Genomic DNA, 25,396 nt, shown 5'->3' on the forward strand with positions numbered 1-25,396 from the left:
GATCAGATGTGGCGGACTTCGACAATCTCGTACTCGACCAGGCCATTCGGGGTCTTCACTGCCACCACGTCGCCCTCTTCCTTGCCGACCAGGGCACGGGCAATGGGCGAACCGACGGAGATCTTGCCCTGCTTGATGTCGGCTTCGTCCTCACCGACGATCTGGTAGGACACGCTTTCGTCGGTCTCGACGTTGGCGATCTCCACGGTGGTGCCGAAGATCACCTTGCCGGTGTGGGCGATGCTGGTGACGTCGATGATCACCGCATTCTGCAGGCGACCTTCGATATCGCGGATGCGCGCCTCGACCATGCCCTGCTGTTCGCGGGCGGCGTGGTACTCGGCGTTTTCCTTGAGGTCACCCAGCTCGCGGGCGGTGCCGATGTCCTGGCTGAGCTTGGGACGCACCACCTTGGTCAGGTGGGCCAGTTCTTCTTCCAGGGCGCGGGCGCCCTGGACGGTCATGGGGTACTTGTTCATGCCTGGATTCCTGCATGCAGGTCCTGCAAGCGACGCACGGTCTTCTCGGGACCGAACTTCAGCGCCTCACAGATCGCCTGACCACCCGCCAGCGTGGTGGTACAGCAGATCTTGTGCTGCAGGGCGTTACGACGGATCGAGTAGGAGTCGGCGATCGACTGACGCCCCTCGGTGGTATTGATGATCAGCGTGACTTCGTCATTCTTGATCATATCGACGACATGTGGGCGGCCTTCGGTCACCTTGTTGACCCGGCGCACCGGCAAACCGGCGGCCTCGATCAGCTTGGCGGTGCCGGCAGTGGCCACCACTTCGAAGCCCAGGCCGATCAGGTCACGGGCGACATCGGCCACCAGCGGTTTGTCGTCGTCGCGTACGCTGATGAAGGCGCAGCCGCTGTTGGGCAGAATCTCGCTGGCGCCCAGCTGGGCCTTGGCGAAGGCTTCGGCGAAGCTGTCGCCCACGCCCATCACCTCGCCGGTGGATTTCATTTCCGGGCCAAGGATCGGGTCGACGCCGGGGAACTTGGCGAACGGGAACACCGCTTCCTTGACGCTGAAGAACGGCGGAATGATTTCCTCGGTGAAGCCGACTTCGGCCAGGGTCTTGCCGGCCATCACCTGGGCGGCGACCTTGGCCAGCGACAGGCCGATGCACTTGGACACGAACGGCACGGTACGCGAGGCGCGCGGGTTGACTTCGATGACGAAGATGTCCTCGCCCTGCACGGCCATCTGCACGTTCATCAGGCCGACCACGCCCAGTTCCAGGGCCATTTTCTTGACCTGTTCGCGGATCTCGTCCTGGATGTGCGCCGGCAGCGAATAGGGCGGCAGCGAACAGGCCGAGTCGCCGGAGTGCACGCCGGCCTGCTCGATGTGCTGCATGATCGCGCCGATCACCACACGCTCGCCGTCGCACACGGCGTCGATGTCGACTTCGATGGCGCAGTTGAGGAAGTGATCCAACAGCACCGGGCTGTCGTTGGAGACCTTCACCGCCTCGCGCATGTAACGCTTGAGCTCTTCTTCCTGGTAGACGATTTCCATGGCCCGACCGCCCAGCACATAGGAGGGCCGCACCACCAGCGGGTAACCGATGACCTTGGATGCCGCCAGGGCCTCCTCCTCGCTGCGCGCGGTGGCGTTCGGCGGCTGACGCAGATTGAGGCGCTCGACCATCTGCTGGAAGCGCTCGCGGTCTTCGGCGCGGTCGATGGCGTCGGGCGACGTGCCGATGATCGGTACGCCGGCCTCTTCCAGGGCTCGGGCCAGTTTCAGCGGGGTCTGCCCGCCGTACTGCACGATCACGCCCTTGGGCTGCTCGACGCGGACGATTTCCAGCACGTCTTCCAGGGTCACTGGTTCGAAGTACAGGCGATCGGAGGTGTCGTAGTCGGTGGACACGGTCTCCGGGTTGCAGTTGACCATGATGGTCTCGTAACCGTCTTCACGCATGGCCAGCGCCGCGTGCACGCAGCAGTAGTCGAACTCGATGCCCTGGCCGATACGGTTCGGGCCACCGCCGAGGATCATGATCTTGTCGCGGCCCGAGGGGTTGGCCTCGCATTCTTCCTCGTAGGTCGAATACAGGTAGGCGGTGTCGGTGGCGAACTCGGCGGCGCAGGTGTCGACGCGCTTGTACACCGGCAGCACCTTGAGCTTGTGGCGATGGCTGCGCAGGTTCTTCTCGGTGACGCCGAGCAGCTTGGCCAGGCGCGCATCGGAGAAGCCCTTGCGCTTGAGGGCGAACATGGCGTCACGGTCGATGCTGGACAGACCCTGGGTCTTGATCCGCTCCTCGTCCTTGATCAGGTCCTCGATCTGCACCAGGAACCACTCGTCGATGCGGGTCAGCTCGAACACTTCCTCGACCGTCTTGCCGGCACGGAAGGCATCGCCCACGTACCAGATGCGGTCGGCGCCGGGCACGATCAGCTCGCGCTTGAGGGTGCTTTCGCTTTCCGGGTCGGCCAGATCCAGTTTCGGGTCGAAACCGGCAACGCCGACCTCCAGGCCGCGCAGGGCCTTGTGCAGGGACTCCTGGAAGGTACGGCCGATGGCCATGACCTCGCCCACGGACTTCATCTGGGTGGTCAGGCGGGCGTCGGCCTTGGGGAATTTCTCGAAGGCGAAGCGCGGGATCTTGGTGACCACGTAATCGATGGCCGGCTCGAACGACGCCGGGGTACGCCCGCCGGTGATGTCGTTGGACAGCTCGTCGAGGGTGTAGCCCACCGCCAGCTTGGCGGCGATCTTGGCGATCGGGAAGCCGGTGGCCTTGGAGGCCAGGGCCGAGGAACGCGACACCCGCGGGTTCATCTCGATGACCACCATGCGCCCGGTGTTCGGGCAGATACCGAACTGCACGTTGGAGCCGCCGGTTTCCACGCCGATCTCGCGCAGCACCGCCAGGGAGGCGTTGCGCAGGATCTGGTATTCCTTGTCGGTCAGGGTCTGGGCCGGGGCCACGGTGATCGAGTCGCCGGTGTGCACGCCCATCGGGTCGAAGTTCTCGATCGAGCAGACGATGATGCAGTTGTCCTTCTTGTCGCGGACCACCTCCATCTCGTATTCCTTCCAGCCGATCAGCGATTCGTCGATCAGCAACTCGCGGGTCGGCGACAGATCCAGACCACGGGCGCAGATTTCCTCGAACTCTTCACGGTTGTAGGCGATGCCGCCACCGGTGCCGCCCATGGTGAAGGACGGACGGATGATGCACGGGAAGCCGACCTTCTCCAGCACGCCGTAGGCTTCTTCCATGCTGTGGGCGATACCCGAGACCGGACAGGCCAGGCCGATGTCCTTCATCGCCTTGTCGAAGCGCGAACGGTCCTCGGCCTTGTCGATGGTATCGGCGTTGGCGCCGATCATCTCGACACCGAACTTCTCCAGCACGCCGTGCTTTTCCAGATCGAGCGCGCAGTTCAGCGCGGTCTGGCCGCCCATGGTCGGCAGCAGGGCGTCGGGGCGCTCCTTCTCGATGATCTTGGCCACGGTCGACCACTTGATCGGCTCGATGTAGGTGGCGTCGGCCATGGCCGGGTCGGTCATGATGGTGGCCGGGTTGGAGTTCACCAGGATGACGCGGAAACCTTCCTCGCGCAGGGCCTTGCAGGCCTGGGCGCCGGAGTAGTCGAACTCGCAGGCCTGGCCGATGACGATGGGGCCGGCGCCGAGGATCAGGATACTTTTGATGTCTGTACGTTTTGGCATGGTATAGCTCTCGAATTCCTGGGCTCAGCGATCAGCGACGGGCCGCCATGGCGGAGATGAAGCGGTCGAACAGCGGCGCGACATCGTTCGGCCCCGGGCTGGCCTCGGGGTGCCCCTGGAAGCTGAAGGCGTCCTTGTCGGTACGCTCGATGCCCTGCAGGGTGCCGTCGAACAGCGACTTGTGGATCGGCCGCAGGTTGCTCGGCAGGCTGTTCTCGTCGACGGCGAACCCATGGTTCTGGCTGGTGATCATCACCACGCCGGTATCCAGATCCTGCACCGGGTGGTTGGCGCCGTGATGACCATGGCCCATCTTCAGGGTCTTGGCGCCGGAGGCCAGGGCCAGCAACTGGTGGCCGAGGCAGATGCCGAATACCGGGATGTCGGTTTCCAGTACGTCCTTGATCGCCTGGATGGCGTAATCGCAGGGCTCGGGGTCACCCGGGCCGTTGGACAGGAACACGCCGTCGGGATTCAGCGCCAGCACGTCCTTGGCCGGGGTCTGCGCCGGCACCACGGTCAGGCGGCAGCCGCGCGCGACCAGCATGCGCAGGATGTTCAGCTTGACGCCGTAGTCATAGGCCACGACGTGATACGGCAGTTCGCTGGCGGGAATCTCGGGATGACTGTCATCCTTCAGGTTCCAGACACTGGAGCGCCATTCGTAGCGCTCGCTGCAACTGACCTCCTTGGCCAGATCCATGCCCTTGAGGCCGGGGAAGCCGCGCGCCAGCTCGAGGGCTTTTTCCTCGGTGGCATCAGCACCGACCAGGATGCAGCCGTTCTGCGAACCCTTCTCGCGCAGAATGCGGGTCAGGCGGCGGGTATCGATACCGGCGATGGCCACGGTGCCATTGGCCTTGAGGTAGTCCGCCAGGGACTGCTTGTTGCGCCAGTTGCTGGCGGTCAACGGCAGGTCGCGGATGATCAGGCCGGCGGCCCAGACGCGATCCGACTCGGCATCTTCCGGGGTGGTGCCGGTATTGCCGATGTGCGGATACGTCAGGGTGACGATCTGCTGGGCATAGGAAGGATCGGTGAGGATTTCCTGATAGCCGGTCATGGCGGTGTTGAACACCACCTCTCCGATAGTCTGGCCATCGGCCCCGATGGCCTCGCCGCGAAAAATGCTGCCGTCAGCAAGGGCGAGTATGGCTGGCTTACTCAAGAAGACCTCCCGTAGATCGTGGAGCAAACGCAGATTGTAAAAAAGCGGGATGACGTGTGAAGGTCATCCCGCTTTTTTATCTGATTCATTCTGCGCAACTTTTAGTGGACACACTAAAGCGGGAAGCTTACAGGAAAAGCCCGATTTTCGAAAGCCGTCGCCGAGGAAAAACCGCTGATCAGGCACACCGCCAGGGTATCGGGGGGCGCAAGAAGCACCCGTGGCTGCGCCAGGAATGCCTGCCTGCGCCCAGCCACGGGCGTGCGGACAGCTATTTGAGCCCCAGCACGTCCTGCATGTCGTAGAGCCCGGCCGGCCGCTCGCGCAGCCAGGTTGCGGCACGCACGGCGCCCCTGGCGAAGGTCATGCGGCTGGAAGCCTTGTGGGTGATTTCCACGCGCTCGCCTTCGCCGGCGAACAGCACGGTGTGATCACCGACCACGTCGCCGGCACGCACCGTGGCGAAACCGATGGTCTCGCGGGCACGGGCGCCGGTCTGCCCCTCACGGCCGTAGACCGCGACCTTTTCCAGGTCGCGCCCCAGGGCGTTGGCGACGACCTCGCCCATGCGCAGCGCCGTACCGGACGGCGCATCGACCTTGTGCCGGTGATGCGCCTCTAGCACCTCGATATCCACCTCGTCGCCCAACACCCGCGCCGCGGTATCCAGCAGTTTGAGGCACAGGTTGACGCCGACACTGAAGTTGGCGGCGAAGACGATGGGAATATCCTTGCCCGCCTCGACCAGCAGTTGCTTTTCAGCGGCACTGAACCCGGTGGTACCGATGACCATGGCCTTGCCTGCCTGCCGGCAGATGTCCAGATTCTTCAGGGTCACCGAGGGGTGAGTGAAGTCGATCAGCACGTCGAACTGGTCGAGCACCTCATCCAGATTCCCGGACAGCGCCACACCGAGCTTGCCGACAGCCGCCAGCTCACCGGCATCCGCCCCCAGCAGCGTGCTCTCGGGGCGCGCCAGCGCAGCCCCCAGGATGACGCCTTCGGCTTGCTGCACGGCCTCAATGAGGTTCTTGCCCATGCGCCCGGCGGCGCCTGTGACTGCAATACGCATAAAAACAGCTCCAAGCTGCAAGCCTCAAGCTACAAGCCAAGCGCACCACTTCTGGTTGCCCGGGTCTTGCAGCTTGCGGCTGGTTTCAGAGATCGCCGAAGAAGCGCTTGACGCCTTCGAACCAGCCGTTGGCCTTGGGCGAATGGGAGCTGTCGCCCGCCAGGGACTGGCGGAACTCTTCGAGCAGCTCACGCTGACGCCGCCCCAGGTTGACCGGGGTTTCCACCGCCACCTTGCACATCAGGTCGCCGGCACCGCCGCCACGCACCGGCGCCACGCCCTTGCCGCGCAGGCGGAACAGCTTGCCGGTCTGGGTGCCCTCAGGGATCTTCAGCTTGACCCGGCCGTCGAGGGTCGGCACTTCCAGCTCGCCGCCCAGCGCCGCATCGGCGAAGCTGATCGGCACCTCGCAATACAGGTGCTTGCCATCACGCTGGAAGATCGCGTGCTCGCGCACGTTGACCACCACGTACAGGTCGCCCGCCGGGCCACCCATGGCGCCGGCTTCGCCTTCGCCGCTGAGGCGGATGCGGTCGCCGGTGTCGACGCCGGCCGGCACCTTGACCGACAGCGTCTTGTGCTCCTCGACCCGGCCATGGCCATGGCAGGAACCGCAAGGGTCGGTGATCATCTTGCCGCTGCCGTGGCAGCGTGGGCAGGTCTGCTGCACCGAGAAAAAGCCCTGCTGCATGCGCACCTGGCCGATACCGCCACAGGTGGTACAGGTCACCGGGCTGGTGCCCTTCTTCGCCCCGGAGCCATCGCAGGTCTTGCAGTTGACCAGGGTCGGCACGCGGATGGTCACCGTGGTGCCGCGCACCGCTTCTTCCAGATCCAGCTCGAGGGTGTAGCGCAGGTCGCTGCCGCGTTGGGCACCGCCCCGCTGGCCGCCGCGCTGGCCACCGAAGAAATCGCTGAAGACGTCGCCGAAGATGTCGGAGAAGTTGGCGCCGCCACCACCGAAGCCGCCACCACCCATCTGGGGATCGACACCGGCATGGCCATACTGATCGTAGGCGCTGCGCTTGCCCGCGTCGGACAGCACCTCGTAGGCTTCGTTGGCCTCCTTGAAGGCCTCTTCCGCCGCCTTGTCGCCAGGATTGCGATCAGGGTGATGCTTCATCGCCAGGCGCCGGTAAGCCTTCTTCAGCTCACTCTCGCTGGCACCGCGCTCGACCCCCAGCACCTCGTAATAATCACGTTTAGACATTGGATTCATGCACTCTCAAAATTCGTACCGTCCAGACACACCAACGCGGGAGCAAGCCCCCGCGTGGCGGATCGCACCTGCCGCGCAGCGCGCGGCAGGCTGGAACACAGGCAAGCCGTGGCTTACTTGTTGTCCTTGACTTCCTCGAACTCGGCGTCGACCACGTCGTCCGCAGGGCCCTTGGCTTCACCGGTATCCGCCGCGCCGGCAGCACCCGGCTGCGGCTGTTCGGCATACATTTTCTGCGCCAGCGGCGTGGTCGCTTCGGACAGCGCGTTCATCTTCGCTTCGATGGCCGCCTTGTCGTCGCCCTTGACCGCCACTTCCAGTTCGCCCAGGGCTTTCTCGATCGCCGCCTTCTCGTCGGCGGTGGCCTTGTCACCCGCCTCGGTGAGCATCTTGCGGGTGGCGTGCACCAGCTGATCGCCCTGGTTGCGGGCGGTGGCCAGCTCTTCGAACTTGCGGTCTTCCTCGGCATTGGCCTCGGCGTCACGCACCATCTGCTCGATCTCTTCCTCGGACAGACCGGAGTTGGCCTTGATCACGATGGACTGGGTCTTGCCGGTGGCCTTGTCCTTCGCGCCGACGTGCAGGATGCCGTTGGCGTCGATGTCGAAGGTCACTTCGATCTGCGGTACGCCGCGCGGCGCCGGCGGAATCTCGGCCAGGTCGAACTTGCCCAGCGACTTGTTCTGCGCGGCCTGCTTGCGCTCGCCCTGCAGCACGTGAATGGTCACGGCGCTCTGGTTGTCGTCGGCGGTGGAGAACACCTGCGATTTCTTGGTCGGAATCGTGGTGTTCTTCTCGATCAGCGCGGTCATCACCCCACCCATGGTCTCGATCCCCAGGGTCAGCGGCGATACGTCGAGCAGCAGCACGTCCTTGACGTCACCCGCCAGTACCGCGCCCTGAATGGCGGCGCCCATGGCCACGGCTTCGTCCGGGTTGACGTCCTTGCGCGCTTCCTTGCCGAAGAACTCGGTCACCAGCTTCTGCACCAGCGGCATGCGGGTCTGGCCACCGACCAGGATCACGTCGTTGATCGCGCCGACGTCGATACCGGCATCCTTCAGGGCCAGGCGGCAAGGCTCGATGGTGCGCTGCACCAGGTCCTCGACCAGCGACTCCAGCTTGGCGCGGGAGATTTTCACGTTGAGGTGCTTGGGACCGCTGGCATCGGCGGTGATGTACGGCAGGTTGACGTCGGTCTGCTGGCTCGAGGACAGCTCGATCTTGGCCTTTTCCGCCGCCTCTTTCAGGCGCTGCATGGCCAGCGGGTCGCCCTTGAGGTTCATGCCGGTTTCTTTCTTGAACTCGTCGACCAGGTAGTCGATCAGGCGGATGTCGAAGTCCTCGCCACCGAGGAAGGTGTCGCCGTTGGTGGCCAGCACTTCGAACTGGTGCTCGCCATCGACTTCGGCGATCTCGATCACCGAGACGTCGAAGGTACCGCCACCCAGGTCATAGACGATCACCGTGTGGTCGCCCTTGGCCTTGTCCATGCCATAGGCCAGCGCCGCCGCGGTCGGCTCGTTGATGATGCGCTTGACGTCCAGACCAGCGATGCGACCGGCATCCTTGGTGGCCTGACGCTGGCTGTCGTTGAAGTAGGCCGGCACGGTGATCACCGCTTCGGTCACGGTCTCGCCGAGGTAGTCTTCGGCGGTCTTCTTCATCTTCTTGAGGATTTCAGCCGAAATCTGCGGCGGCGCCATCTTCTGGCCGTTGACTTCGACCCAGGCGTCGCTGTTGTCGGCCTTGACGATCTTGTACGGCACCATCTGGATGTCTTTCTGCACCACCTCTTCGTCGAAGCGCCGGCCGATCAGGCGCTTCACCGCATACAGGGTGTTGTGCGGGTTGGTGACCGCCTGGCGCTTGGCCGACTGGCCGACCAGAATCTCGCCATCGTTGGCGTACGCGATGATCGACGGCGTGGTGCGCGCGCCCTCGGCGTTCTCGATGACCTTGACGTTGCCGTTTTCAAGAATGGAGACACAGGAGTTGGTAGTCCCCAGGTCGATACCGATGATTTTGCCCATTTCACTCTCCCGAAACTTTGATATATCCGCCGCCATGTCTCGACAGCTGCGGTAGCACTAAAACGCTTGACTCAATAAATGGGGCCACACTGGCCGATTTCAAGCCTGCTCGTCGATCGACGGCGGCGCTTCGGCCGGCGCCTTGCTGACCACGACCATGGCCGGGCGCAGCAGGCGTCCGTTGAGCAGGTAGCCCTTCTGGAACACCTTGAGCACGCTGTTGGGCTCGACGTTGGTGCTTTCCTGCATGGCCATGGCCTGGTGGTGCTCCGGATTGAACGGCGCCCCATGGGGGTCGATGGCCTCGAGCTGGTAGCGCTTGAGCGTGTCGAGGAACAGCTTGAGCGTCAGCTCCATGCCCTCGCGCACCGCCTTGATCGCCTCGTCATCCGGGCTCGACAGCTCGAGCCCGCGCTCCAGACTGTCGACCACCGGCAGCAGGTCGTTGGCGAATTTCTCCAGAGCGAACTTGTGCGCCTTCTCGACATCCTGCTCGGCGCGACGGCGTACGTTCTGCAGGTCGGCGGCCATGCGCAGCGACTGATCCTGCGCAGTCGCCAACTGCTCTTCCAGCGCTTGCACGCGAGCAGCCAGTTCATCGCCCGGCGTAGCGTCGAGCGCCGCTTCTGCCTCGGGAATCTGCGGTTCCTGGTTCTGTTCGTCAGCCATGCCTCTCTCCTCTGAATGATTCGACGAGCCTCAACTCGCACGTCTGCCGGCTATATGGGGGCGGATTGCGCCGCTTCAAGGGCTCGCCGCGCAACCACCCGCGAAGGCGGGCGACGAGGATTGTCAGCCGCGGACAAAACACTGTATAAATAACCAGACAACATTCTGGGAGGCCCCGCCATGCTGGTGCACCTGTCCGTACACAACTACGCCATCGTCGAACACCTGGATCTGGAGCTGGACGGCGGCATGAGCGTCATCAGCGGCGAAACCGGCGCCGGCAAGTCGATCATGCTCGACGCCCTGGGCCTGACCCTTGGCGATCGCGCCGACAGCGGCGTGGTGCGCCCCGGCGCCGACAAGGCGGACATCCTCGCCAGCTTCGATCTCGGCGACATCGCCGAAGCCCGCGCCTGGCTGGCCGAGCGCGACCTGGACACTGACGGCCCCTGCATCCTGCGCCGGGTGATCACCGCCGAAGGCCGCTCGCGCGGTTACATCAATGGCGCGCCCTGCCCGCTCGGCGACCTCAAGGCGCTGGGCGAACTGCTGATCGACATCCACAGCCAGCACGAGCACCAGTCGCTGCTCAAGGTCGACACCCACCGCCGCCTGCTCGACGAGTACGCCGCGGGCCAGGAACTCGCCCGCCAGGTGCAACTGGCCGCGCAGCGCTGGAAGCAGACCCGCAGCGAACTCGAGCGCCTGTCGTCCCAGGGCGACGAGCAACGCGCCCGCCACCAGTTGCTCAGTTATCAGCTGGAAGAACTGGACAACCTGGCGCTGGGCGAGAACGAACTGGAACAGCTCGAGCAGGATCACAAGGCCCTGTCCAATGCCGAAAGCCTGCTCGGCGCCTGCCGCCAGGTGATCGAACAATGCAGCGAAAGCGATGCCGGCAACGTGCTGTCCGCCCTCACCACCAGCCTCAACCGGCTCAGCGCCTTCCAAGGCCAGCCGGGCGCCCTCAACGAAGCCACCAACCTGCTGGCCAGCGCGCAGATCCAGGTCGAGGAAGCGGTCGGCGAACTCAACCGCTTCCTCGACCATTTCGATGCCGACCCCGAACGCCAGCAGCAACTGGAAGAACGCCTGGACGCCATCTACACCCTGGCACGCAAACACCGCATCCAGCCCAGCGAACTGCCGGCCATGCAGCAACAGCTGTTCGAGGAACTGGAAAGCCTCAACGCCGATGACCAGGCCACCGAACGCCTGGGCGAAGAGCTGGCCGCCTACGGCCGCCACTACCAGGAAAAAGCCGCCGAACTCAGCGCCCTGCGGCGCAAGGCCGCCGGCAAGCTGGGCAAGGCCGTGGAGAAGGAAATGCAGGCCCTGGGCATGCCCGGCGGACGCTTCAGCATCGAGCTGCGCCACAACGGCAGCGAAGAACCACATCCCCACGGCCTGGAGCAGGTGGAGTTCCTGGTCAGCGCCAACCCGGGGCAGCCACTCAAGGGCCTGGCCAAGGTCGCCTCAGGCGGCGAGCTGTCGCGTATCAGCCTGGCGATCCAGGTCATCACCGCGCAGACGTCGCGCGTGCCGACCCTGGTCTTCGATGAAGTCGATGTCGGTATCGGCGGCCCCACCGCCGAAGTGGTCGGGCAATTGCTGCGTCGCCTGGGCGAACGTGGCCAGGTGCTCACCGTCACCCACCTGCCCCAGGTCGCCGCGCAGGGCCATCAACACCTGTTCGTGCACAAGCTGCGCGGCAGCAATGCCACACGCACCGCCGTCAGCAAGCTGGAGGACGCCCAGCGGGTCGAGGAAATCGCGCGCATGCTGGGCGGCATCGACCTCACCGAAGAGTCCCTGGCCCATGCCCGCAAACTGGTCAGCAACGCCCAGAGCTGAGCACACATCAACCTTTATTGCAGGCGTGAAAAAGGCGACCCCGGGGTCGCCTTTTTCATCACTGGGCGTACTTACTGCTTGGCACCGGTGGTGCGCACGTACAGAACCAGGTTGTGATCCACCAGTTCGAAACCGTGCTCGCGAACGATCTCCTTCTGGCGCTTTTCGATCTCGGCATCGAAGAACTCGATCACATCGCCGGTATCGACGCACACCATATGGTCATGGTGACCGCCATCGGCCAATTCGAACACGGCATGGCCGCCATCGAAGTTGTGACGTACCACCAGCCCCGCCGCCTCGAACTGGGTCAGCACCCGGTAAACCGTGGCCAGACCAACGTCTTCGCCAGCCTCCATCAGGGACTTGTACACATCCTCCGCGCTCATGTGACGCTGCTCAGCAGAGTCGAGCATCTGCAGGATTTTGACCCGTGGCAGGGTCACTTTCAGGCCAGCCTTGCGTAGTTCGCTATTTTCAACCATGGTCTGCTTTCTCGCGGAAGCGCTTCGCAGCTTCCCTTATTGCGGGTATGATCCGGGTTTACGTTGCCCAGCCAAGATAGTGGAAGACGCCCACCGATGCAAAAAACCAAACTCCTGCTGACCAGCCTCATGTTCATGGGGCTCATCGCACTCGCCGGTTGCTCATTCCCCGGGGTTTATAAAATCGACATCCAACAGGGCAATGTCGTCACGCAGGATATGATAGACCAGTTGAGGCCGGGAATGACCCGACGTCAAGTGCGGTTTATCATGGGCAATCCCCTGCTGACCGATACCTTTCACGCCAACCGCTGGGACTACCTCTACAGCATGCAACCCGGTGGCGGCCAACGTCAGCAGGAACGCATCAGCGTCAACTTCGATGCCAACGACCAACTGGTTGGCCTGTCCGGCGATTTCATGCCGGGCGTAAGCCGCGACGACGCCATCCTTGGTCGTGACGGCGACACCCAGACGGCCCCCGCCAGCCAGACCGATGAGCCGGCGGCTCCCGGCTCCCTGCTGGAACAGATCCAGCGCGAAGTGGACGATGCGCAAACCGTTCCGGTACCGACCCCGGAACCGTTGGAAACCTCGCCGCAATAAGCCCTACCCAGTACGAAAAAGCCCCGGCACATGCCGGGGCTTTTTCATGGGGCGGCGGTTTCAGCTCTCGGCCCGAGTCTGCCTGGCCCGCTCCGCGGCCATGGCCGCACGGCGCTTGCGTACCTCCTTGGGATCGGCCAGCAGGGGCCGGTAGATTTCGACACGCTCGCCCTCTTCCAGCACACGCTGTTCGGGGCAGGCGATGGCTTTGCCGAAGATTCCCAGCGGGGCGCCGAGCAGATCGAGCTCGGGAAAACGCGCCTGTAGTCCGGACTGCAATACCGCCTCGCGCGCAGTGGTGCCAACCGGCAGTCGCAACTGGATCAACGCCTGCTCGCGTGGCGTGGCGTAAACCACCTCGATCGATAGCGCTTCGCTAGCCATGCAGCTGCTTGGCTCGCTGGCAGAAGGCATCGACCAGGGTATTGGCCGCCTGATTGAACAGCGGCCCGAGGGTCGCGCGCATCAGCGGCCCGGCATAATCGAAGGTCAGATCCAGACTGATCTTGCAGGCCTTGTCGCCCAGCGGCTTGAACAGCCACTGACCGTGCAGATGCTCGAATGGTCCATCTTCGAGATTCAGCTCGATCGATTGCCCGGGCACCAGCACGTTCCGTGTGACGAAGCGCTGACTCAGCCCGCCCTTGGCCACCTCCAGGCTCGCACGCATGTGCGTGTCGCTGGCCTCGAAGACCTCGCTGGAAGCACACCAGGGCAGGAACTCCGGGTATCGCGCGACATCGTTGACCAGCTCGTACAGCGCCTGAGCCGGGTAAGGCAACAAGGCCGAGCGTTGAATATGCGTGCTCATAACAGTCGTATTTCCACGGTTGGCAGCGCCATTGCACAGGGCGCCATGGACACGATGCGCCGGTGTATACAGGCATCGACCCATTGAAAGAGGACAGCGGCCATTGTCGAGGATTCACCCCAACGGCTCAAGCGCGCACTGGCCGCACGCTTTCGCTTACGCACACATGGCGCAGTCGCGCCGGACTCCATATAATGCGCCGCCTATGGCTAAACAAAAGAAACACCCTCAAGGCAGCATCGCGCAGAACAAGAAGGCGATGCACGACTATTTCGTCGAGCATCGATTCGAGGCCGGCCTGGCTCTGGCCGGCTGGGAAGTGAAAAGCCTGCGTGCCGGCAAGGCGCAACTGGTCGACAGCTACGTGCTGCTCAAGGACGACGAAGCCTGGCTGATGGGCTGCCACATCACACCGCTGAAAACCGCTAGCACCCACGTCATCGCCGATCCGACGCGCACGCGCAAGCTGCTGCTCAACAAACGCGAACTGGAAAAGCTGTTCGGCTCGGTGCAGCAGAAAGGCTACACCTGTGTCGCCCTGTCGCTGTACTGGAAACAGCACCTGGTCAAATGCGAAGTGGCCCTGGCCAAGGGCAAGAAAGACTTCGACAAGCGTCACACCGAGAAAGAGCGCGACGCCGACCGCGAAGTGCAGCGCGCCATGCGCAGCAAGGGCAAGGACGACTAGCTAGCAGCTGCAAGCTTCAAGCGGCAAGCCCGTCGGCGGCACGCACCCTTGCAATCCGCAGGGTGGGTTAGGCGCCTAACGCGACCTTTTATGAACGCCCCTATCCGCATGGTGCCATCACCCACCATTGGCGCAACGCCGGATATCGCCTGGAGGGTTATGTGGCGCTCCACGATTGCGTTGCCTGATCGCTCGACGCCCCGCGCCGCCGCCCCCCCCCCACAGGATTCAGCAACAAGCGCGTAGAATGGCCACATTTGCGTGGGAGCCGCGACCTCGCGGCGAATCGTGGCCATACAGCGATTTTTGCAGCATGGCCGCTATCGCATCGCGCCGGGGCGACACTCCTACTTGTGAACCCTGACTGCGAACGGGCTCTTGCAGGCCAAGGATCGAGACGGTATCTACGGGCGCCCGGCTCCTGCTTACCGCTTGTGGCTTGCCGCTGCCCTAAAGCCCCTGCCGCCGCTGTGCGCGCAGTTCGCGACGCTCCTGCTGCATCACTTCGGCCAGCACCTCCTGCACGTAATCGATGTGCTGGTTGGAGATCGCCCGTGCCTCCTCGGCGCGGCCTTCGATGATCGCCTCGTAGAGGGCCCGATGCTGAACGATCAGCATGTCGCGGGTTTCGCTGCGTTGGGCGTACATGCCGCCGATGTTGGTGACCACGTTGCGCTTGAGCAGATCGAACAGGCCACGGATGGTGTGCAGCAGCACCGCATTGTGGCTGGCCTCGGCAATGGCCAGGTGGAAACTCGCATCTGCCGCGCCCTCTTCGGCCCGGGTCACCTCACCACTGCGCCCATAGCAGTCGAGCAGCCTGTCGAAGGCCTCGGTCAGACGCTGGCGATCCAGATCGGTGGCACGCAACGCCGCGTAGTAGGCGCAGGAACCCTCCAGGGTATGGCGGAACTCGAGCAGATCGCGTTGCGCATCGGCATTGCTTTCCAGCAGGTGCAGCAGCGGGTCGCTGAAGGTGGAGCCCAGCGTCTCGCACACATAGTTGCCGCCACCCTGGCGGCTGCTCAGCAGGCCCTTGGCCGCCAGTTTCTGAATGGCCTCGCGCAAGGACGGGCGCGAGACGCCGAACTGCTCGGCCAGCACGCGCTCCGCCGGCAGGCGCTCACCGGCTTTCAGCGTGCCTTCGAGGATCATGGCCTCCAGCTGGGTGACGATATCGTCCGACAAACGCCGCTGTCGCACCTGACCAAAACTCATTGCTTCACCACTCCCTTTCGCTTCGCGGATCCGTCGTGCCATCGCGCAATTCAAGCAGCCTAACCAGCGCCGCCCGCCGCCACAAGCACGGCTCCGAACAACGACCCTGCGACCAAAGTAGTAGAAGCGCAAATTGACGCATCACAAGCGAAGCTCCTATTCTGGGCAGCCTTGATTGTAAATTGGTATTACCAATTAATGTTCAAGCAGCCGCAGCCCCAGCATCCTCGCCGCACACCGTGGCCAGCGCTCGGCGAAACCAACAACAACCCGCGAGCCCTTCACATGCAAACATGGCAACAGCTCTACGCCCCGCTCGGCAGCCTTGGCCTGTCCGCACTGGTCGCCGTCATCCCGATCGTGTTCTTCTTTCTCGCCCTGGCGGTGTTCCGCATGAAGGGGCACGTTGCCGGCAGCATCACCCTGGCGCTGTCGATCGTCATCGCCATCGCCGCCTTCGGCATGCCGGTGGACATGGCCCTGGCCGCAGCCGGCTATGGTTTCGCCTATGGCCTGTGGCCGATCGCCTGGATCATCGTGGCGGCGGTGTTCCTCTACAAACTGACGGTCAAGAGCGGCCAGTTCGAGATCATCCGCAGCTCGGTGCTGTCGATCACCGATGACCAGCGCCTGCAGGTATTGCTGATCGGCTTCTCCTTCGGCGCCTTCCTCGAAGGTGCCGCCGGCTTCGGCGCCCCGGTGGCCATCACCGCCGCCCTGCTCGTCGGCCTGGGCTTCAATCCGCTGTACGCCGCCGGCCTGTGCCTGATCGCCAACACCGCACCGGTGGCGTTCGGCGCCCTCGGCATCCCGATCATCGTCGCCGGCCAGGTCACCGGCATCGACGCGTTCAAGATCGGCGCCATGGCCGGTCGGCAGTTGCCGATCCTGTCGGTCATCGTGCCGTTCTGGCTGGTGGCGATGATGGATGGCTGGAAAGGCATCAAGGAAACCTGGCCGGCCGCCCTGGTAGCGGGCGTCAGCTTCGCCATCACCCAGTACTACACCTCCAACTACATCGGCCCGGAACTGCCGGACATCACCTCGGCCCTAGTCAGCCTGGTGTGCCTGACCCTGTTCCTCAAGGTCTGGCAACCCAAGCGTGCCGCCGACAGCCAGATCGCCGGCGTCAGCGGCGGTGCGGCAGTGGCCGGCGGCTTCGGCGGCGTGCGCAGCACCACGCCATCGCCCTACAGCCTGGCGCAGATCCTCAAGGCCTGGTCGCCGTTCCTGATCCTCACCGCCATGGTCACCATCTGGACCCTGAAACCCTTCAAGGCCCTGTTCGCCCCGGGCGGCGCGCTGGACAGCCTGGTGTTCATGCTGGCCATTCCCTACCTGGATCAACTGGTGATCAAGGTCGCGCCGATCGTCGCCAACCCGACGCCGATCGCCGCGGTGTTCAAGCTCGACCCGATCTCGGCCACCGGCACGGCGATCTTCTTCTCGGCGCTGCTGTCGATGCTGGTACTGAAGATCAATGCAAAAATTGGTCTTACCACTCTCAAGGAAACCTTCTACGAACTGCGCTGGCCGATCCTGTCCATCGGCATGGTGCTGGCATTCGCCTTCGTCACCAACTACTCGGGCATGTCCACCACCATGGCCCTGGTATTGGCCGGCACCGGCGTGGCGTTCCCGTTCTTCTCGCCGTTCCTCGGCTGGCTGGGCGTGTTCCTGACCGGTTCGGACACCTCGTCCAACGCCCTGTTCGGCTCGCTGCAGGCCACCACCGCGCACCAGATCGGCGTCAACGACACCCTGCTGGTGGCGGCCAACACCAGCGGTGGCGTGACCGGCAAGATGATCTCGCCACAGTCCATCGCCGTGGCCTGCGCCGCTACCGGGATGGTGGGTCGCGAGTCCGACCTGTTCCGCTTTACCCTCAAGCACAGCCTGATCTTTGCCACCTTCGTCGGCCTGATCACCCTGGCTCAAGCCTATTGGCTGACCGGCATGCTGGTGCACTGAGACACGGCAAACGACCCGGCCTGGCCGCCCGGCCGGGTCACACGCCAGAACCGACACTATGATGAGCGAACCGATTCAGCAGCAGGCGTCCTATGCTGATGAAACGTCTGCAGTGCCACGCGTCCCTGGCCCCGTGCCGGGGTTCGTGCGTTGCCGCAGCACGTTTCTGGCGGGCACGCCCACGCCGGCTCATCACCTCCTGCCAATGGAGCCCAGCCCATGATCATTTCTGCCTCTACCGATTACCGCGCCGCGGCACAACGCCGCCTGCCGCCGTTCCTGTTCCATTACATCGACGGCGGTGCCTACGCCGAGTACACGCTCAAGCGCAACGTCGAGGACCTGGCCAGCATCGCCCTGCGCCAGCGCGTCCTGAAGAACATGTCCGAGCTGAGCCTGGAGACCACGCTGTTCAACGAGACACTGGCGATGCCGGTGGCCCTCGCCCCGGTCGGCCTGACCGGCATGTACGCGCGCCGTGGTGAAGTACAGGCGGCCAAGGCGGCCGATGCCAAGGGTATCCCCTTCACCCTGTCCACCGTCTCGGTGTGCCCCATCGAGGAAGTGGCCCCGGCGATCAAGCGGCCGATGTGGTTCCAGCTCTACGTGCTGAAGGATCGCGGCTTCATGAAGAACGCCCTGGAGCGTGCCAAGGCCGCCGGCGTGACCACCTTGGTGTTCACCGTCGACATGCCCACGCCCGGCGCCCGCTACCGTGACGCCCACTCCGGCATGAGTGGCGCCAACGCACCCATGCGACGCATGCTGCAGGCCTTCACCCACCCATCGTGGGCCTGGGATGTCGGCCTGCTGGGCCGCCCCCATGACCTGGGCAACATCTCCACCTACCGCGGCAACCCCACCGGCCTGGCCGACTACATCGGCTGGCTCGGCGCCAACTTCGACCCGTCGATCTCCTGGAAGGATCTGGAGTGGATTCGCGAGTTCTGGGACGGCCCCATGGTGATCAAGGGCATCCTCGATCCGGAAGATGCCCGCGACGCCGTGAAATTCGGCGCCGACGGCATCGTCGTGTCCAACCACGGCGGCCGCCAGCTCGATGGCGTGCTGTCCAGTGCCCGCGCCCTGCCGGCCATCGCCGACGCGGTCAAGGGCGACCTGAAAATCCTCGCCGACTCCGGCATCCGCAACGGCCTGGACGTGGTGCGCATGATCGCCCTGGGCGCCGACACGGTGATGCTCGGCCGCGCCTTCGTCTACGCCCTGGCCGCCGCCGGTGGCGCAGGCGTGAGCAATCTGCTCGACCTGATCGAGAAAGAAATGCGCGTGGCCATGGTGCTGACCGGCGCCAAGTCCATCGCCGAAATCAGCGCCGACTCGCTGGTCAAGGAGCTCTGAGCCATGACCGCTATCAGCCGCGACGCCCTGCTGGCGAAACTGCACGAGGTGGTGGGCGCCGAGCACGTACTCACCGACGAACAGAGCACCCGGCGCTTTCGCAAGGGCCACCGCACCGGCGACGGCCGCGTGCTGGCCGTGGTGCGGCCCGCCACTCTGCTGGAGCAATGGCAGGTGCTGCAGGCGGCGGTGGCGGCCGACCGCATCGTCATCATGCAGGCGGCCAATACCGGCCTGACCGGCGGCTCCACCCCCGACGGCGACGACTACGACCGCGAGATCGTACTGATCAGCACCCTGCGCATCACCGGCGTGCAACTGATCAACGACGGCCAGCAGGTGGTCTGCCTGCCCGGCGCCACCCTCGACCTCCTGGAACAGGTGCTGGCGCCCCTGGGCCGCGAACCGCACTCGGTGATCGGCTCCTCGTGCATCGGCGCCTCGGTGCTCGGCGGCGTGTGCAACAACTCCGGCGGCGCCCTGGTACGGCGCGGCCCGGCCTACACCGAGCTGGCGCTGTATGCACAAGTGCAGGAAGACGGCACGCTGGCACTGGTCAACCACCTGGGAATCGAGCTGGGCGACAGCCCCGAGGAAATCCTCACCCGCCTGCAGAAAGGCGACTACAGCCCGCAGCAGGTGGCTAACGACGGCGCCGGCAAAGCCTCGGATGCGCGCTATGGCGAGCATGTGCGCGAGGTCGACGCCAACACCCCGGCACGCTTCAATGCCGACCCCTCGCGCCTGTTCGAGGCCTCCGGCTCGGCCGGCAAACTGTGTCTGTTCGCCGTGCGCCTGGACACCTACCCCAAAGAGCCCAGCTCGGTGTTCTACATCGGCAGCAACGACCCGCACGACCTCACCGAAGTGCGCCGACACCTGCTCACCCACCTGCCGCGCCTGCCCATCGCCGGCGAATACATCCACCGCACCGCCTTCGACATCGGCGAAAAATACGGCAAGGACACCTTTCTGGTCATCGACAGGTTCGGCACTGCCAGGGTGCCCGCCGCCTTCGCCCTGAAGAGCCGCGTCGATGGCTTCTTCGAGCGTTTCGGCCTGCGCGGCGTCACCGACCGGGTGATCCAGGCCGTGATGAACCTGCTGCCCAGCCACCTGCCGCCGCGCATGCGCGAGTACCGCGACCGCTACGAACACCACCTGCTGGTACGCGTCTCCAACGACACCCTGGAGGCGACCCGCGCCTTTCTCACCGAGTACTTCGGCAGCCGTGACAGTGGTGCCTTCTTCGAGTGCGATGCCGAGGAAGGGCGCAAGGCCTTCCTCCACCGCTTCGCCATCGCCGGTGCCGCGATCCGCTACCGCGAGGCCCATCGTGACAGCGTGGAAGACATCGTCGCACTGGACATCGCCCTGCGCCGCAACGATCGCGACTGGGTCGAGACACTGCCGAGCGAGATGGAAGGCCAGATCATCCACAAACTCTACTACGGGCACTTCTTCTGCCACGTGTTCCATCAGGACTACATCGTCCGCAAGGGCGTCGACCCGCTGGATATGGAGCACCGCATGTGGGCGCTGCTCGATGCGCGCCGCGCCGAGTACCCGGCCGAGCACAACGTCGGCCACCTCTATATCGCCAAGCCGACCCTGGCCAGCTTCTACCGCGAGCTGGACCCCACCAACGCCTTCAACCCCGGCATCGGCCATACCTCGAAGAAGAAGCACTGGGGCGACTGCTGCGGCGGCCACTGAACAGGCCGCCCGCCGGGAAGCAGCCGTCCGCGCCTGCAGCCATGGCCGCAGCAAGCCGGAGGATCGGATCGGCGCCCGGATGATCCAATGCCGAGCGAGCCCGGAGAAGACGCCCTGCCTAAGGCCGGGCGCAGCGGCGCGGGAGAAAAACACTGAACCGGTGCAAACCAGCGGAAGTCAGTTTTTTTAAGCCCGAATGAATTGGGTTGGTTCGCTTCCGGTCGCCTTACCCCTTATTCCGAGGGGCAGAGCCGGAAAACTATTCATGATGAGAGGATTATCAGATGAAGCACCTATCCATGTTCGTCATTGCCGCCGTGCTCGCCGCCCCTGCATTCGCCGCCGATGACCTGTGCACCGTCAACCTGCAGAAACTCAACGACAGCTTGACCACCCAGCCCTCTATCGGCGAGCCCCTCAAGGCCCAGGTCGAAGAAGCCAAGGCGCAAGCCGAGCAAGCCCGCAGCGCGGGCGACCTGGAGACCTGCGGCACCCACGCGGCACGGGCTCTGCAACTGCTCGAAGCACCGGGCAACGACGGCAAAGCAGCCGGCAGCTAAACCAGCTGCGCGCCACGAACAAAGCCAGCCACAGCGCTGGCTGCGTTCGCAGCGACAACCGATGCCGGTCGACGCCGAGGAACCTTTGCCGTACACTCGCGTCTCAGTTGTACCGCGACAGTTTTGGGGCCGATTAGGATTCGACGCCGGTGGCAAAACTCGAGGGGCATGCCGAGTTGGTAACAGAACTCGTAAATAAACTGTTGCAAAACTCTATAATTGCCAATGATGACAATTACGGTGCCCAACTAGCTGCGTAAGCAGCCTAGTCGCACTTCTGGTAGCTTCGGCTCCAGCAATCATTAGGGGATGTCTGTAAACCCGAAATGATTGTCATATAGAACAGAATCGCCGCGTAGTACGTTGTGGACGAAGCGGCTAAAACTTACACAACTCGCCCAAAGCACCCTGCCCGTCGGGCGGCCAAGGGTTAACTCAGTAGACACGGCTAAGCATGTAGAACCGACAGTGGAGAACTGGCGGACGGGGGTTCAAATCCCCCCGGCTCCACCATTTTGTCTTCCCAGGAAGACCAAAAAAAGCCGTAAAGCCTAGAGAAATCAAAGCTTTACGGCTTTTTTCTTGCCCGCGTTTTCCCACCTAATCCCAGGGCATCCCACGGTTGACGGGGGCATATATGGGGGCATAAAACGCTCATCAGCTCGCTCGGAGAGGATGTGCCCCCCATGCCCCTGAAAGACACCAACTGCCGCAACGCCAAGCCCCAGGACAAGCCGTACCGCCTGTATGACGAACAGGGCTTGTACCTGGAAGTGCAGCCCAACGGAGGCCGTTACTGGCGCTTGAAGTACCGTTTTCTGGGAAAGGAAAAACGCCTGGCGCTTGGTGTTTATCCAGAGGTCGGCTTGCAGGAGGCCCGGCGCAAACGTGACGATGCTCGTGTCCAGCTTGCAGGTGGCCAAGACCCTTCGCTGCAAAGACGCATGGCCAAGGTGGTCAGCCAGCTTGATCACCAGCACACCTTTGAATCGGTCGCTAAGCAATGGCTCACTATTCGCGAGTCATCCTGGGATCCGGAGTACACCCGCACTGTACGGCAGCGCCTAGAGCTCAATGCCTACCCCTGGCTGGGAAAGCTACCAGTCAGCAGCATCAGCACGCCCATGCTTGTCGAAAACCTCCAGCGCATCATCAAGCGCGGTGCTCGCGAGACGGCACGTCGTGTAGCCCAAATCTACAAACAGATTTTCGAGTTCGCCGAAGCTGCCGGTATCACCCCACCCAACCAGATTGGCAATCTCTCACGTACGCTCCCAGCCAAGCGGGTGAAACATTTTGCTGCCGTGACCGATCCTGAAAAACTCGGCGCACTGCTTAAAGCACTAGATAGCTACAGCGGAACAATGCCTGTCTGTTGTGCCTTAAAACTGGCCCCGTTGCTATTCTGCCGGCCCGGAGACCTTCGACATATGGAATGGTCGGAGGTCAATCTGGATGCTGGCGAGTGGTTGATTCCTGGTCACAAGATGAAAGGGCTAACTGCTACCAAACAGGATCGCCCAGATCACCTGGTTCCCCTCAGCCAACAAGCAGTCGCTGTTCTACGCGAACTGAAACCGCTCACCGGCAGGCATCGGTATACCTTCCCCTCGGCCCGAGGAGGCGACCGACCGATGTCCAACAATGCCGTTCTCAGCGCGTTACGCCGCATGGACATCAGCGGCGACGAAATGACTGGGCACGGCTTTCGTGCAACAGCGAGAACCATAGGTGCTGAGGTGCTGGGATTTCGCCCCGACCTCCTGGAGCATCAGCTTGCTCACACGGTAAAAAATCCGTTGGGACGGGCCTACGACCGAACGTCATTTCTGCCAGAGCGACGCGACATGATGCAGCGCTGGTCAGATTACCTAGATGCGATCAAGGCCTGAGCTCACTGCCTGGGCTTGCAATACCGATTCCCGCTTGGTAAAAATCAGGCATCCCTAGGACGTTCATAGGACGCCATGGGATCGTCACGCTGCCCCGGTTACGGCGTTAAGAATCCGAAGTCCATCCGCTGTTAGCAAATGGACTTTCTGGCCGCCTCATCGGGGTATCGCCAGCATCTCGCAGGCCTTTTGCGCCTGCTCGCCTGCAACAAGGCTGCTAAAGAAACGTATGGACTCCTATTCCGTACCAGCAGGGTCTTTCCTCTCCCCCACGCCAAAGACACAGCTTCAGCTGTCATGCGCACAGCTGAAGCCGGCAATAAATCTCGGAGGCCCGTAACACGAGGCCCGACAAACATCCCTGCTTTGCAGTAGGAAAATCCGAGCGCCACTCCCAACACATATGCGTATTGCAGTACTTGAGGACCGCTGCAACGCCACCGCCTGAGCACCAGTTAAATGTCAGCACAAACTATTGCACCCAGCCCAGAGGAACCGCGCTTCCTTCGCCTGCCCGAGGTTGAACTCGCTGTCGGGAAAAAGAGATCCACGATCTATCGCGACATAGCAGCGGGAAAATTCCCTGCTCCATATGATCTAGGCAGCAGCAGATCGGTTGGCTGGCTCAGCACGGAGATATCTGCCTGGATCCTGAGCCGGCCGCGCGTACAGCTCCGCGGGGGGCATAACAATGACTAACGTATCAGCCCCACTGCGCGCGCAGACCCAGTGGTTCCATGTTTTCAGGGCAATGATTGATCAGGGCGACGTCGCCCGAATTGGGCCCCATGCGTTTACGGTTTATGCCGTCATTAAGGCACACGCCAATTACTACTCCGGCATGGCGCATCCGGGCATCGAACGGATCTCTGAGCAGTCTGGCGTCAGCCTGGCTCAGGTCAAACGGGCACTGGGGGTTCTCGAAACGGCAGGCCTCATCACGAAAACAAAATCCGGCCGATCCAATCACTACACTCTACGCGAAAAGGTTCAGGTCACTGAGGCCGGCCTACCTCATACAGTAGCAACCTGGGACTACGTGCCAAGCCGTGCACAGCACACCGTTACCGAGCTCAAAAAAGCCGTGATCGCTGGCGATCTTGCAAGTACGCAGATACTGAACATTGAGCGCCTGAACATACAAATCAACCTGGCCGGTGGAAACGCCCAAGTCGATAGCTCATCACTGCAAATCGACCTCGATCGGTTGCCTCCCGGTATCCGAGAGACCCTGCGCAGGCACCTCAAAAATTCGCAATGAGGTTATGCACAGCTCAGAGTGATACGTATCCGTCTGAGCTGTGATTGATCACGAAGTAGCTCACCTAGAGCTACTTCGCGTTGGAATCCAGCTCAGGCTGAGTCGCTAAAAAGAAAGAGAAAATAAAAAAGAAGCTCTGGAGGCGACATAGCCACCTGAGTGAAAGCGCCGAAGCCGTATTGGGTTACGGACAGCTACCGTAAACTCGATTCGACGAGCCCCGCCCGCCCCCATCTGAAGCTTTTTTGCATTACAGAAGCGCTTTCCTTCATCGTCCCCGGCATCGTATCGCCGGCCACTAGCCCAGTGGCGTCCGGGTATCGCATCCAGCGGCATCCTGAATCCCCCTCCTTTCTTCCCACAAGGATCGTATTTTCGAAACCCACGAGGCCCAAGCGTCGGGCGGCAGATGCTGCGCCAAAATCGAATGCCGATATCGTTTCTTCTGGCTTTCTAAGACATCTCGATGCGTGTTTAGATCTCTGGGAACCTGCTAACCTAGCCTGAAGTCGCCTAGCAACGTAGCCCTCCGAGCTATAAACCAGGCCAAAGAATAGATATTTGGGAGTTGAGCAACATGTCCGGTTATTGCTTCTATGCCCCTGAGGCCCAAGAGCTTATTGAAAAAGCAGGTATAAGAGAGGCGATTGAAAGTTTTGCAGAACTAAACAAAAAACAAACTTACGTTTTGTGCCGGCCTCTCTCCAAAGAAGACTCTGCTTATGATTATGATGAAGCAGTTGCCATATTTTCATCCGGCATACGCCCCTGCTTTTTAAATCTCGGTGACGACGAAGATGCTTTTGATGAGTATGCGTCTGACTTCCTTGAAGACGTCTCTTTTCTATCTGAAAAATTTAAATATCGCGAAAAAATAGGCCGAAAAAAACATTGGTCCTCCCTATTTGAGAAATTTGAAGTAGAAGACTTTGACCCCAAACACCTTGAGGTACAAAAACCTTCAGACGCGCGACTGGTCGACCTTATAACCTCGGCGGTTGCAGTAGCTGAGTGCAACACGGTTATTGAATTGAAGTGGGCGCATCGTGCCGCATAGCCATGGCCTTTTGCATCACCTCACTCATCATTTCGATCGGACATTTGAAGTCGAAGCGTT

Annotated in this window: 22 protein-coding genes and 1 other RNA gene; 12 read left to right on the forward strand and 11 right to left on the reverse strand. The window is 62.6% G+C overall.

All coding sequences use genetic code 11. From position 1 onward, the window contains the following. Positions 1-2: 2 nt before the first annotated feature. The 7 genes from greA to grpE all read right to left on the reverse strand — a co-directional run bounded on the left by greA (position 3) and on the right by grpE (position 9,858). Positions 3-479, reverse strand: coding sequence for a transcription elongation factor GreA (gene greA, locus DNK34_RS09075; RefSeq protein ID WP_131175381.1), 477 nt, complete (start codon positions 477-479; stop codon positions 3-5). Further along, positions 476-3,697, reverse strand: a complete 3,222-nt coding sequence (carB, locus tag DNK34_RS09080; RefSeq protein WP_131175380.1) for a carbamoyl-phosphate synthase large subunit — start codon at positions 3,695-3,697, stop codon at positions 476-478. Before carB ends, greA begins: the two co-directional genes overlap by 4 nt. A gap of 31 nt (positions 3,698-3,728) precedes the next feature. Further along, entirely contained in the window at positions 3,729-4,865 is a 1,137-nt protein-coding gene (gene carA, locus DNK34_RS09085; RefSeq protein WP_131175379.1) for a glutamine-hydrolyzing carbamoyl-phosphate synthase small subunit, read from the reverse strand. A 271-nt stretch (positions 4,866-5,136) separates the two neighbouring features. Continuing rightward, positions 5,137-5,937, reverse strand: a complete 801-nt coding sequence (dapB, locus tag DNK34_RS09090) for a 4-hydroxy-tetrahydrodipicolinate reductase (RefSeq protein ID WP_131175378.1) — start codon at positions 5,935-5,937, stop codon at positions 5,137-5,139. 85 nt (positions 5,938-6,022) lie between these two features. After that, on the reverse strand, positions 6,023-7,147 hold the full coding sequence (gene dnaJ / locus DNK34_RS09095) for a molecular chaperone DnaJ (protein ID WP_131175377.1): 1,125 nt from the start codon (positions 7,145-7,147) through the stop codon (positions 6,023-6,025). Between the two features lie 122 nt (positions 7,148-7,269). Beyond that, positions 7,270-9,189 carry a molecular chaperone DnaK gene (gene dnaK / locus DNK34_RS09100; RefSeq protein WP_131175376.1) on the reverse strand — a complete coding sequence of 640 codons (1,920 nt, stop codon included), beginning with the start codon at positions 9,187-9,189 and terminating at the stop codon, positions 7,270-7,272. A gap of 99 nt (positions 9,190-9,288) precedes the next feature. Next, on the reverse strand, positions 9,289-9,858 hold the full coding sequence (gene grpE, locus DNK34_RS09105) for a nucleotide exchange factor GrpE (protein ID WP_131175375.1): 570 nt from the start codon (positions 9,856-9,858) through the stop codon (positions 9,289-9,291). 180 nt (positions 9,859-10,038) lie between these two features. Here grpE and recN point away from each other — a divergent pair, with 180 nt between their 5' ends. Next, complete coding sequence (recN, locus tag DNK34_RS09110; protein ID WP_131175374.1) at positions 10,039-11,712, forward strand: DNA repair protein RecN; 1,674 nt, start codon at positions 10,039-10,041, stop codon at positions 11,710-11,712. Between the two features lie 71 nt (positions 11,713-11,783). Here the strand turns inward: recN and fur are convergent, their stop codons facing one another. Then, a complete protein-coding gene (gene fur, locus DNK34_RS09115; RefSeq protein ID WP_131175373.1) occupies positions 11,784-12,197 on the reverse strand; it encodes a ferric iron uptake transcriptional regulator in 414 nt (137 codons plus the stop codon). Between the two features lie 96 nt (positions 12,198-12,293). On the opposite strand from fur, the gene DNK34_RS09120 reads away from it, so the two are divergent. Continuing rightward, a complete protein-coding gene (locus tag DNK34_RS09120) occupies positions 12,294-12,803 on the forward strand; it encodes an outer membrane protein assembly factor BamE (protein WP_131175372.1) in 510 nt (169 codons plus the stop codon). A gap of 60 nt (positions 12,804-12,863) precedes the next feature. On the opposite strand, the gene DNK34_RS09125 is transcribed toward DNK34_RS09120, so the two are convergent. Together DNK34_RS09125 and DNK34_RS09130 are read right to left on the reverse strand one after the other, a co-directional pair. Then, a complete protein-coding gene (locus DNK34_RS09125; protein ID WP_131175371.1) occupies positions 12,864-13,187 on the reverse strand; it encodes an RnfH family protein in 324 nt (107 codons plus the stop codon). After that, on the reverse strand, positions 13,180-13,614 hold the full coding sequence (locus tag DNK34_RS09130; RefSeq protein WP_131175370.1) for a type II toxin-antitoxin system RatA family toxin: 435 nt from the start codon (positions 13,612-13,614) through the stop codon (positions 13,180-13,182). The genes DNK34_RS09125 and DNK34_RS09130 overlap by 8 nt, the downstream gene beginning before the upstream one ends. A 205-nt stretch (positions 13,615-13,819) precedes the next feature. Here DNK34_RS09130 and smpB point away from each other — a divergent pair, with 205 nt between their 5' ends. Beyond that, positions 13,820-14,302 (forward strand): SsrA-binding protein SmpB, encoded by a 483-nt coding sequence (gene smpB, locus DNK34_RS09135; RefSeq protein WP_131175369.1) that lies wholly within the window; start codon positions 13,820-13,822, stop codon positions 14,300-14,302. A gap of 450 nt (positions 14,303-14,752) precedes the next feature. On the opposite strand, the gene DNK34_RS09140 is transcribed toward smpB, so the two are convergent. Next, positions 14,753-15,520, reverse strand: a complete 768-nt coding sequence (locus DNK34_RS09140; RefSeq protein WP_131175368.1) for an FCD domain-containing protein — start codon at positions 15,518-15,520, stop codon at positions 14,753-14,755. Positions 15,521-15,805: 285 nt separating this feature from the next. Between DNK34_RS09140 and DNK34_RS09145 the strand changes: the two genes are divergently transcribed. The 9 genes from DNK34_RS09145 to DNK34_RS09185 all read left to right on the forward strand — a co-directional run bounded on the left by DNK34_RS09145 (position 15,806) and on the right by DNK34_RS09185 (position 25,336). Beyond that, complete coding sequence (locus DNK34_RS09145; RefSeq protein WP_131175367.1) at positions 15,806-17,491, forward strand: lactate permease LctP family transporter; 1,686 nt, start codon at positions 15,806-15,808, stop codon at positions 17,489-17,491. Between the two features lie 219 nt (positions 17,492-17,710). Further along, positions 17,711-18,850 carry an FMN-dependent L-lactate dehydrogenase LldD gene (gene lldD, locus DNK34_RS09150; RefSeq protein ID WP_131175366.1) on the forward strand — a complete coding sequence of 380 codons (1,140 nt, stop codon included), beginning with the start codon at positions 17,711-17,713 and terminating at the stop codon, positions 18,848-18,850. 3 nt (positions 18,851-18,853) lie between these two features. After that, the gene (dld, locus tag DNK34_RS09155) at positions 18,854-20,566 is read left to right on the forward strand and encodes a D-lactate dehydrogenase (protein WP_131175365.1); all 1,713 of its coding nucleotides are present in this window, start codon (positions 18,854-18,856) and stop codon (positions 20,564-20,566) included. A gap of 284 nt (positions 20,567-20,850) precedes the next feature. Continuing rightward, positions 20,851-21,126, forward strand: a complete 276-nt coding sequence (locus tag DNK34_RS09160; protein WP_131175364.1) for a hypothetical protein — start codon at positions 20,851-20,853, stop codon at positions 21,124-21,126. 125 nt (positions 21,127-21,251) lie between these two features. Next, positions 21,252-21,639, forward strand: a transfer-messenger RNA (tmRNA) gene (gene ssrA, locus DNK34_RS09165). 173 nt (positions 21,640-21,812) lie between these two features. Beyond that, complete coding sequence (locus DNK34_RS09170) at positions 21,813-23,018, forward strand: tyrosine-type recombinase/integrase (protein WP_131175363.1); 1,206 nt, start codon at positions 21,813-21,815, stop codon at positions 23,016-23,018. Between the two features lie 459 nt (positions 23,019-23,477). Next, positions 23,478-23,717: a helix-turn-helix transcriptional regulator gene (locus DNK34_RS09175; protein ID WP_131175362.1), complete on the forward strand. Its 240-nt coding sequence runs from the start codon at positions 23,478-23,480 to the stop codon at positions 23,715-23,717. Further along, positions 23,710-24,279, forward strand: a complete 570-nt coding sequence (locus DNK34_RS09180; protein WP_242675322.1) for a helix-turn-helix domain-containing protein — start codon at positions 23,710-23,712, stop codon at positions 24,277-24,279. Before DNK34_RS09175 ends, DNK34_RS09180 begins: the two co-directional genes overlap by 8 nt. 577 nt (positions 24,280-24,856) lie before the next feature. Beyond that, a complete protein-coding gene (locus DNK34_RS09185; protein ID WP_131175361.1) occupies positions 24,857-25,336 on the forward strand; it encodes a hypothetical protein in 480 nt (159 codons plus the stop codon). Positions 25,337-25,396 lie beyond the last annotated feature (60 nt).

The sequence above is a fragment of the Phytopseudomonas dryadis genome, from assembly GCF_004327355.1.
Taxonomy (GTDB): Bacteria; Pseudomonadota; Gammaproteobacteria; order Pseudomonadales; family Pseudomonadaceae; genus Aquipseudomonas; species Aquipseudomonas dryadis.

Excerpts from the sequence above, each read along its gene's own strand:
- greA (WP_131175381.1), bottom strand. The coding sequence starts at position 479 with ATGAACAAGTACCCCATGACCGTCCAGGGCGCCCGCGCCCTGGAAGAA.
- carB (WP_131175380.1), bottom strand. The coding sequence starts at position 3,697 with ATGCCAAAACGTACAGACATCAAAAGTATCCTGATCCTCGGCGCCGGC.
- dapB (WP_131175378.1), bottom strand. The coding sequence starts at position 5,937 with ATGCGTATTGCAGTCACAGGCGCCGCCGGGCGCATGGGCAAGAACCTC.
- dnaJ (WP_131175377.1), bottom strand. The coding sequence starts at position 7,147 with ATGTCTAAACGTGATTATTACGAGGTGCTGGGGGTCGAGCGCGGTGCC.
- dnaK (WP_131175376.1), bottom strand. The coding sequence starts at position 9,189 with ATGGGCAAAATCATCGGTATCGACCTGGGGACTACCAACTCCTGTGTC.
- grpE (WP_131175375.1), bottom strand. The coding sequence starts at position 9,858 with ATGGCTGACGAACAGAACCAGGAACCGCAGATTCCCGAGGCAGAAGCG.
- recN (WP_131175374.1), top strand. The coding sequence starts at position 10,039 with ATGCTGGTGCACCTGTCCGTACACAACTACGCCATCGTCGAACACCTG.
- fur (WP_131175373.1), bottom strand. The coding sequence starts at position 12,197 with ATGGTTGAAAATAGCGAACTACGCAAGGCTGGCCTGAAAGTGACCCTG.
- DNK34_RS09120 (WP_131175372.1), top strand. The coding sequence starts at position 12,294 with ATGCAAAAAACCAAACTCCTGCTGACCAGCCTCATGTTCATGGGGCTC.
- DNK34_RS09125 (WP_131175371.1), bottom strand. The coding sequence starts at position 13,187 with ATGGCTAGCGAAGCGCTATCGATCGAGGTGGTTTACGCCACGCCACGC.
- DNK34_RS09130 (WP_131175370.1), bottom strand. The coding sequence starts at position 13,614 with ATGAGCACGCATATTCAACGCTCGGCCTTGTTGCCTTACCCGGCTCAG.
- smpB (WP_131175369.1), top strand. The coding sequence starts at position 13,820 with ATGGCTAAACAAAAGAAACACCCTCAAGGCAGCATCGCGCAGAACAAG.
- DNK34_RS09140 (WP_131175368.1), bottom strand. The coding sequence starts at position 15,520 with ATGAGTTTTGGTCAGGTGCGACAGCGGCGTTTGTCGGACGATATCGTC.
- DNK34_RS09145 (WP_131175367.1), top strand. The coding sequence starts at position 15,806 with ATGCAAACATGGCAACAGCTCTACGCCCCGCTCGGCAGCCTTGGCCTG.
- lldD (WP_131175366.1), top strand. The coding sequence starts at position 17,711 with ATGATCATTTCTGCCTCTACCGATTACCGCGCCGCGGCACAACGCCGC.
- dld (WP_131175365.1), top strand. The coding sequence starts at position 18,854 with ATGACCGCTATCAGCCGCGACGCCCTGCTGGCGAAACTGCACGAGGTG.
- DNK34_RS09160 (WP_131175364.1), top strand. The coding sequence starts at position 20,851 with ATGAAGCACCTATCCATGTTCGTCATTGCCGCCGTGCTCGCCGCCCCT.
- DNK34_RS09170 (WP_131175363.1), top strand. The coding sequence starts at position 21,813 with ATGCCCCTGAAAGACACCAACTGCCGCAACGCCAAGCCCCAGGACAAG.
- DNK34_RS09175 (WP_131175362.1), top strand. The coding sequence starts at position 23,478 with ATGTCAGCACAAACTATTGCACCCAGCCCAGAGGAACCGCGCTTCCTT.
- DNK34_RS09180 (WP_242675322.1), top strand. The coding sequence starts at position 23,710 with ATGACTAACGTATCAGCCCCACTGCGCGCGCAGACCCAGTGGTTCCAT.
- DNK34_RS09185 (WP_131175361.1), top strand. The coding sequence starts at position 24,857 with ATGTCCGGTTATTGCTTCTATGCCCCTGAGGCCCAAGAGCTTATTGAA.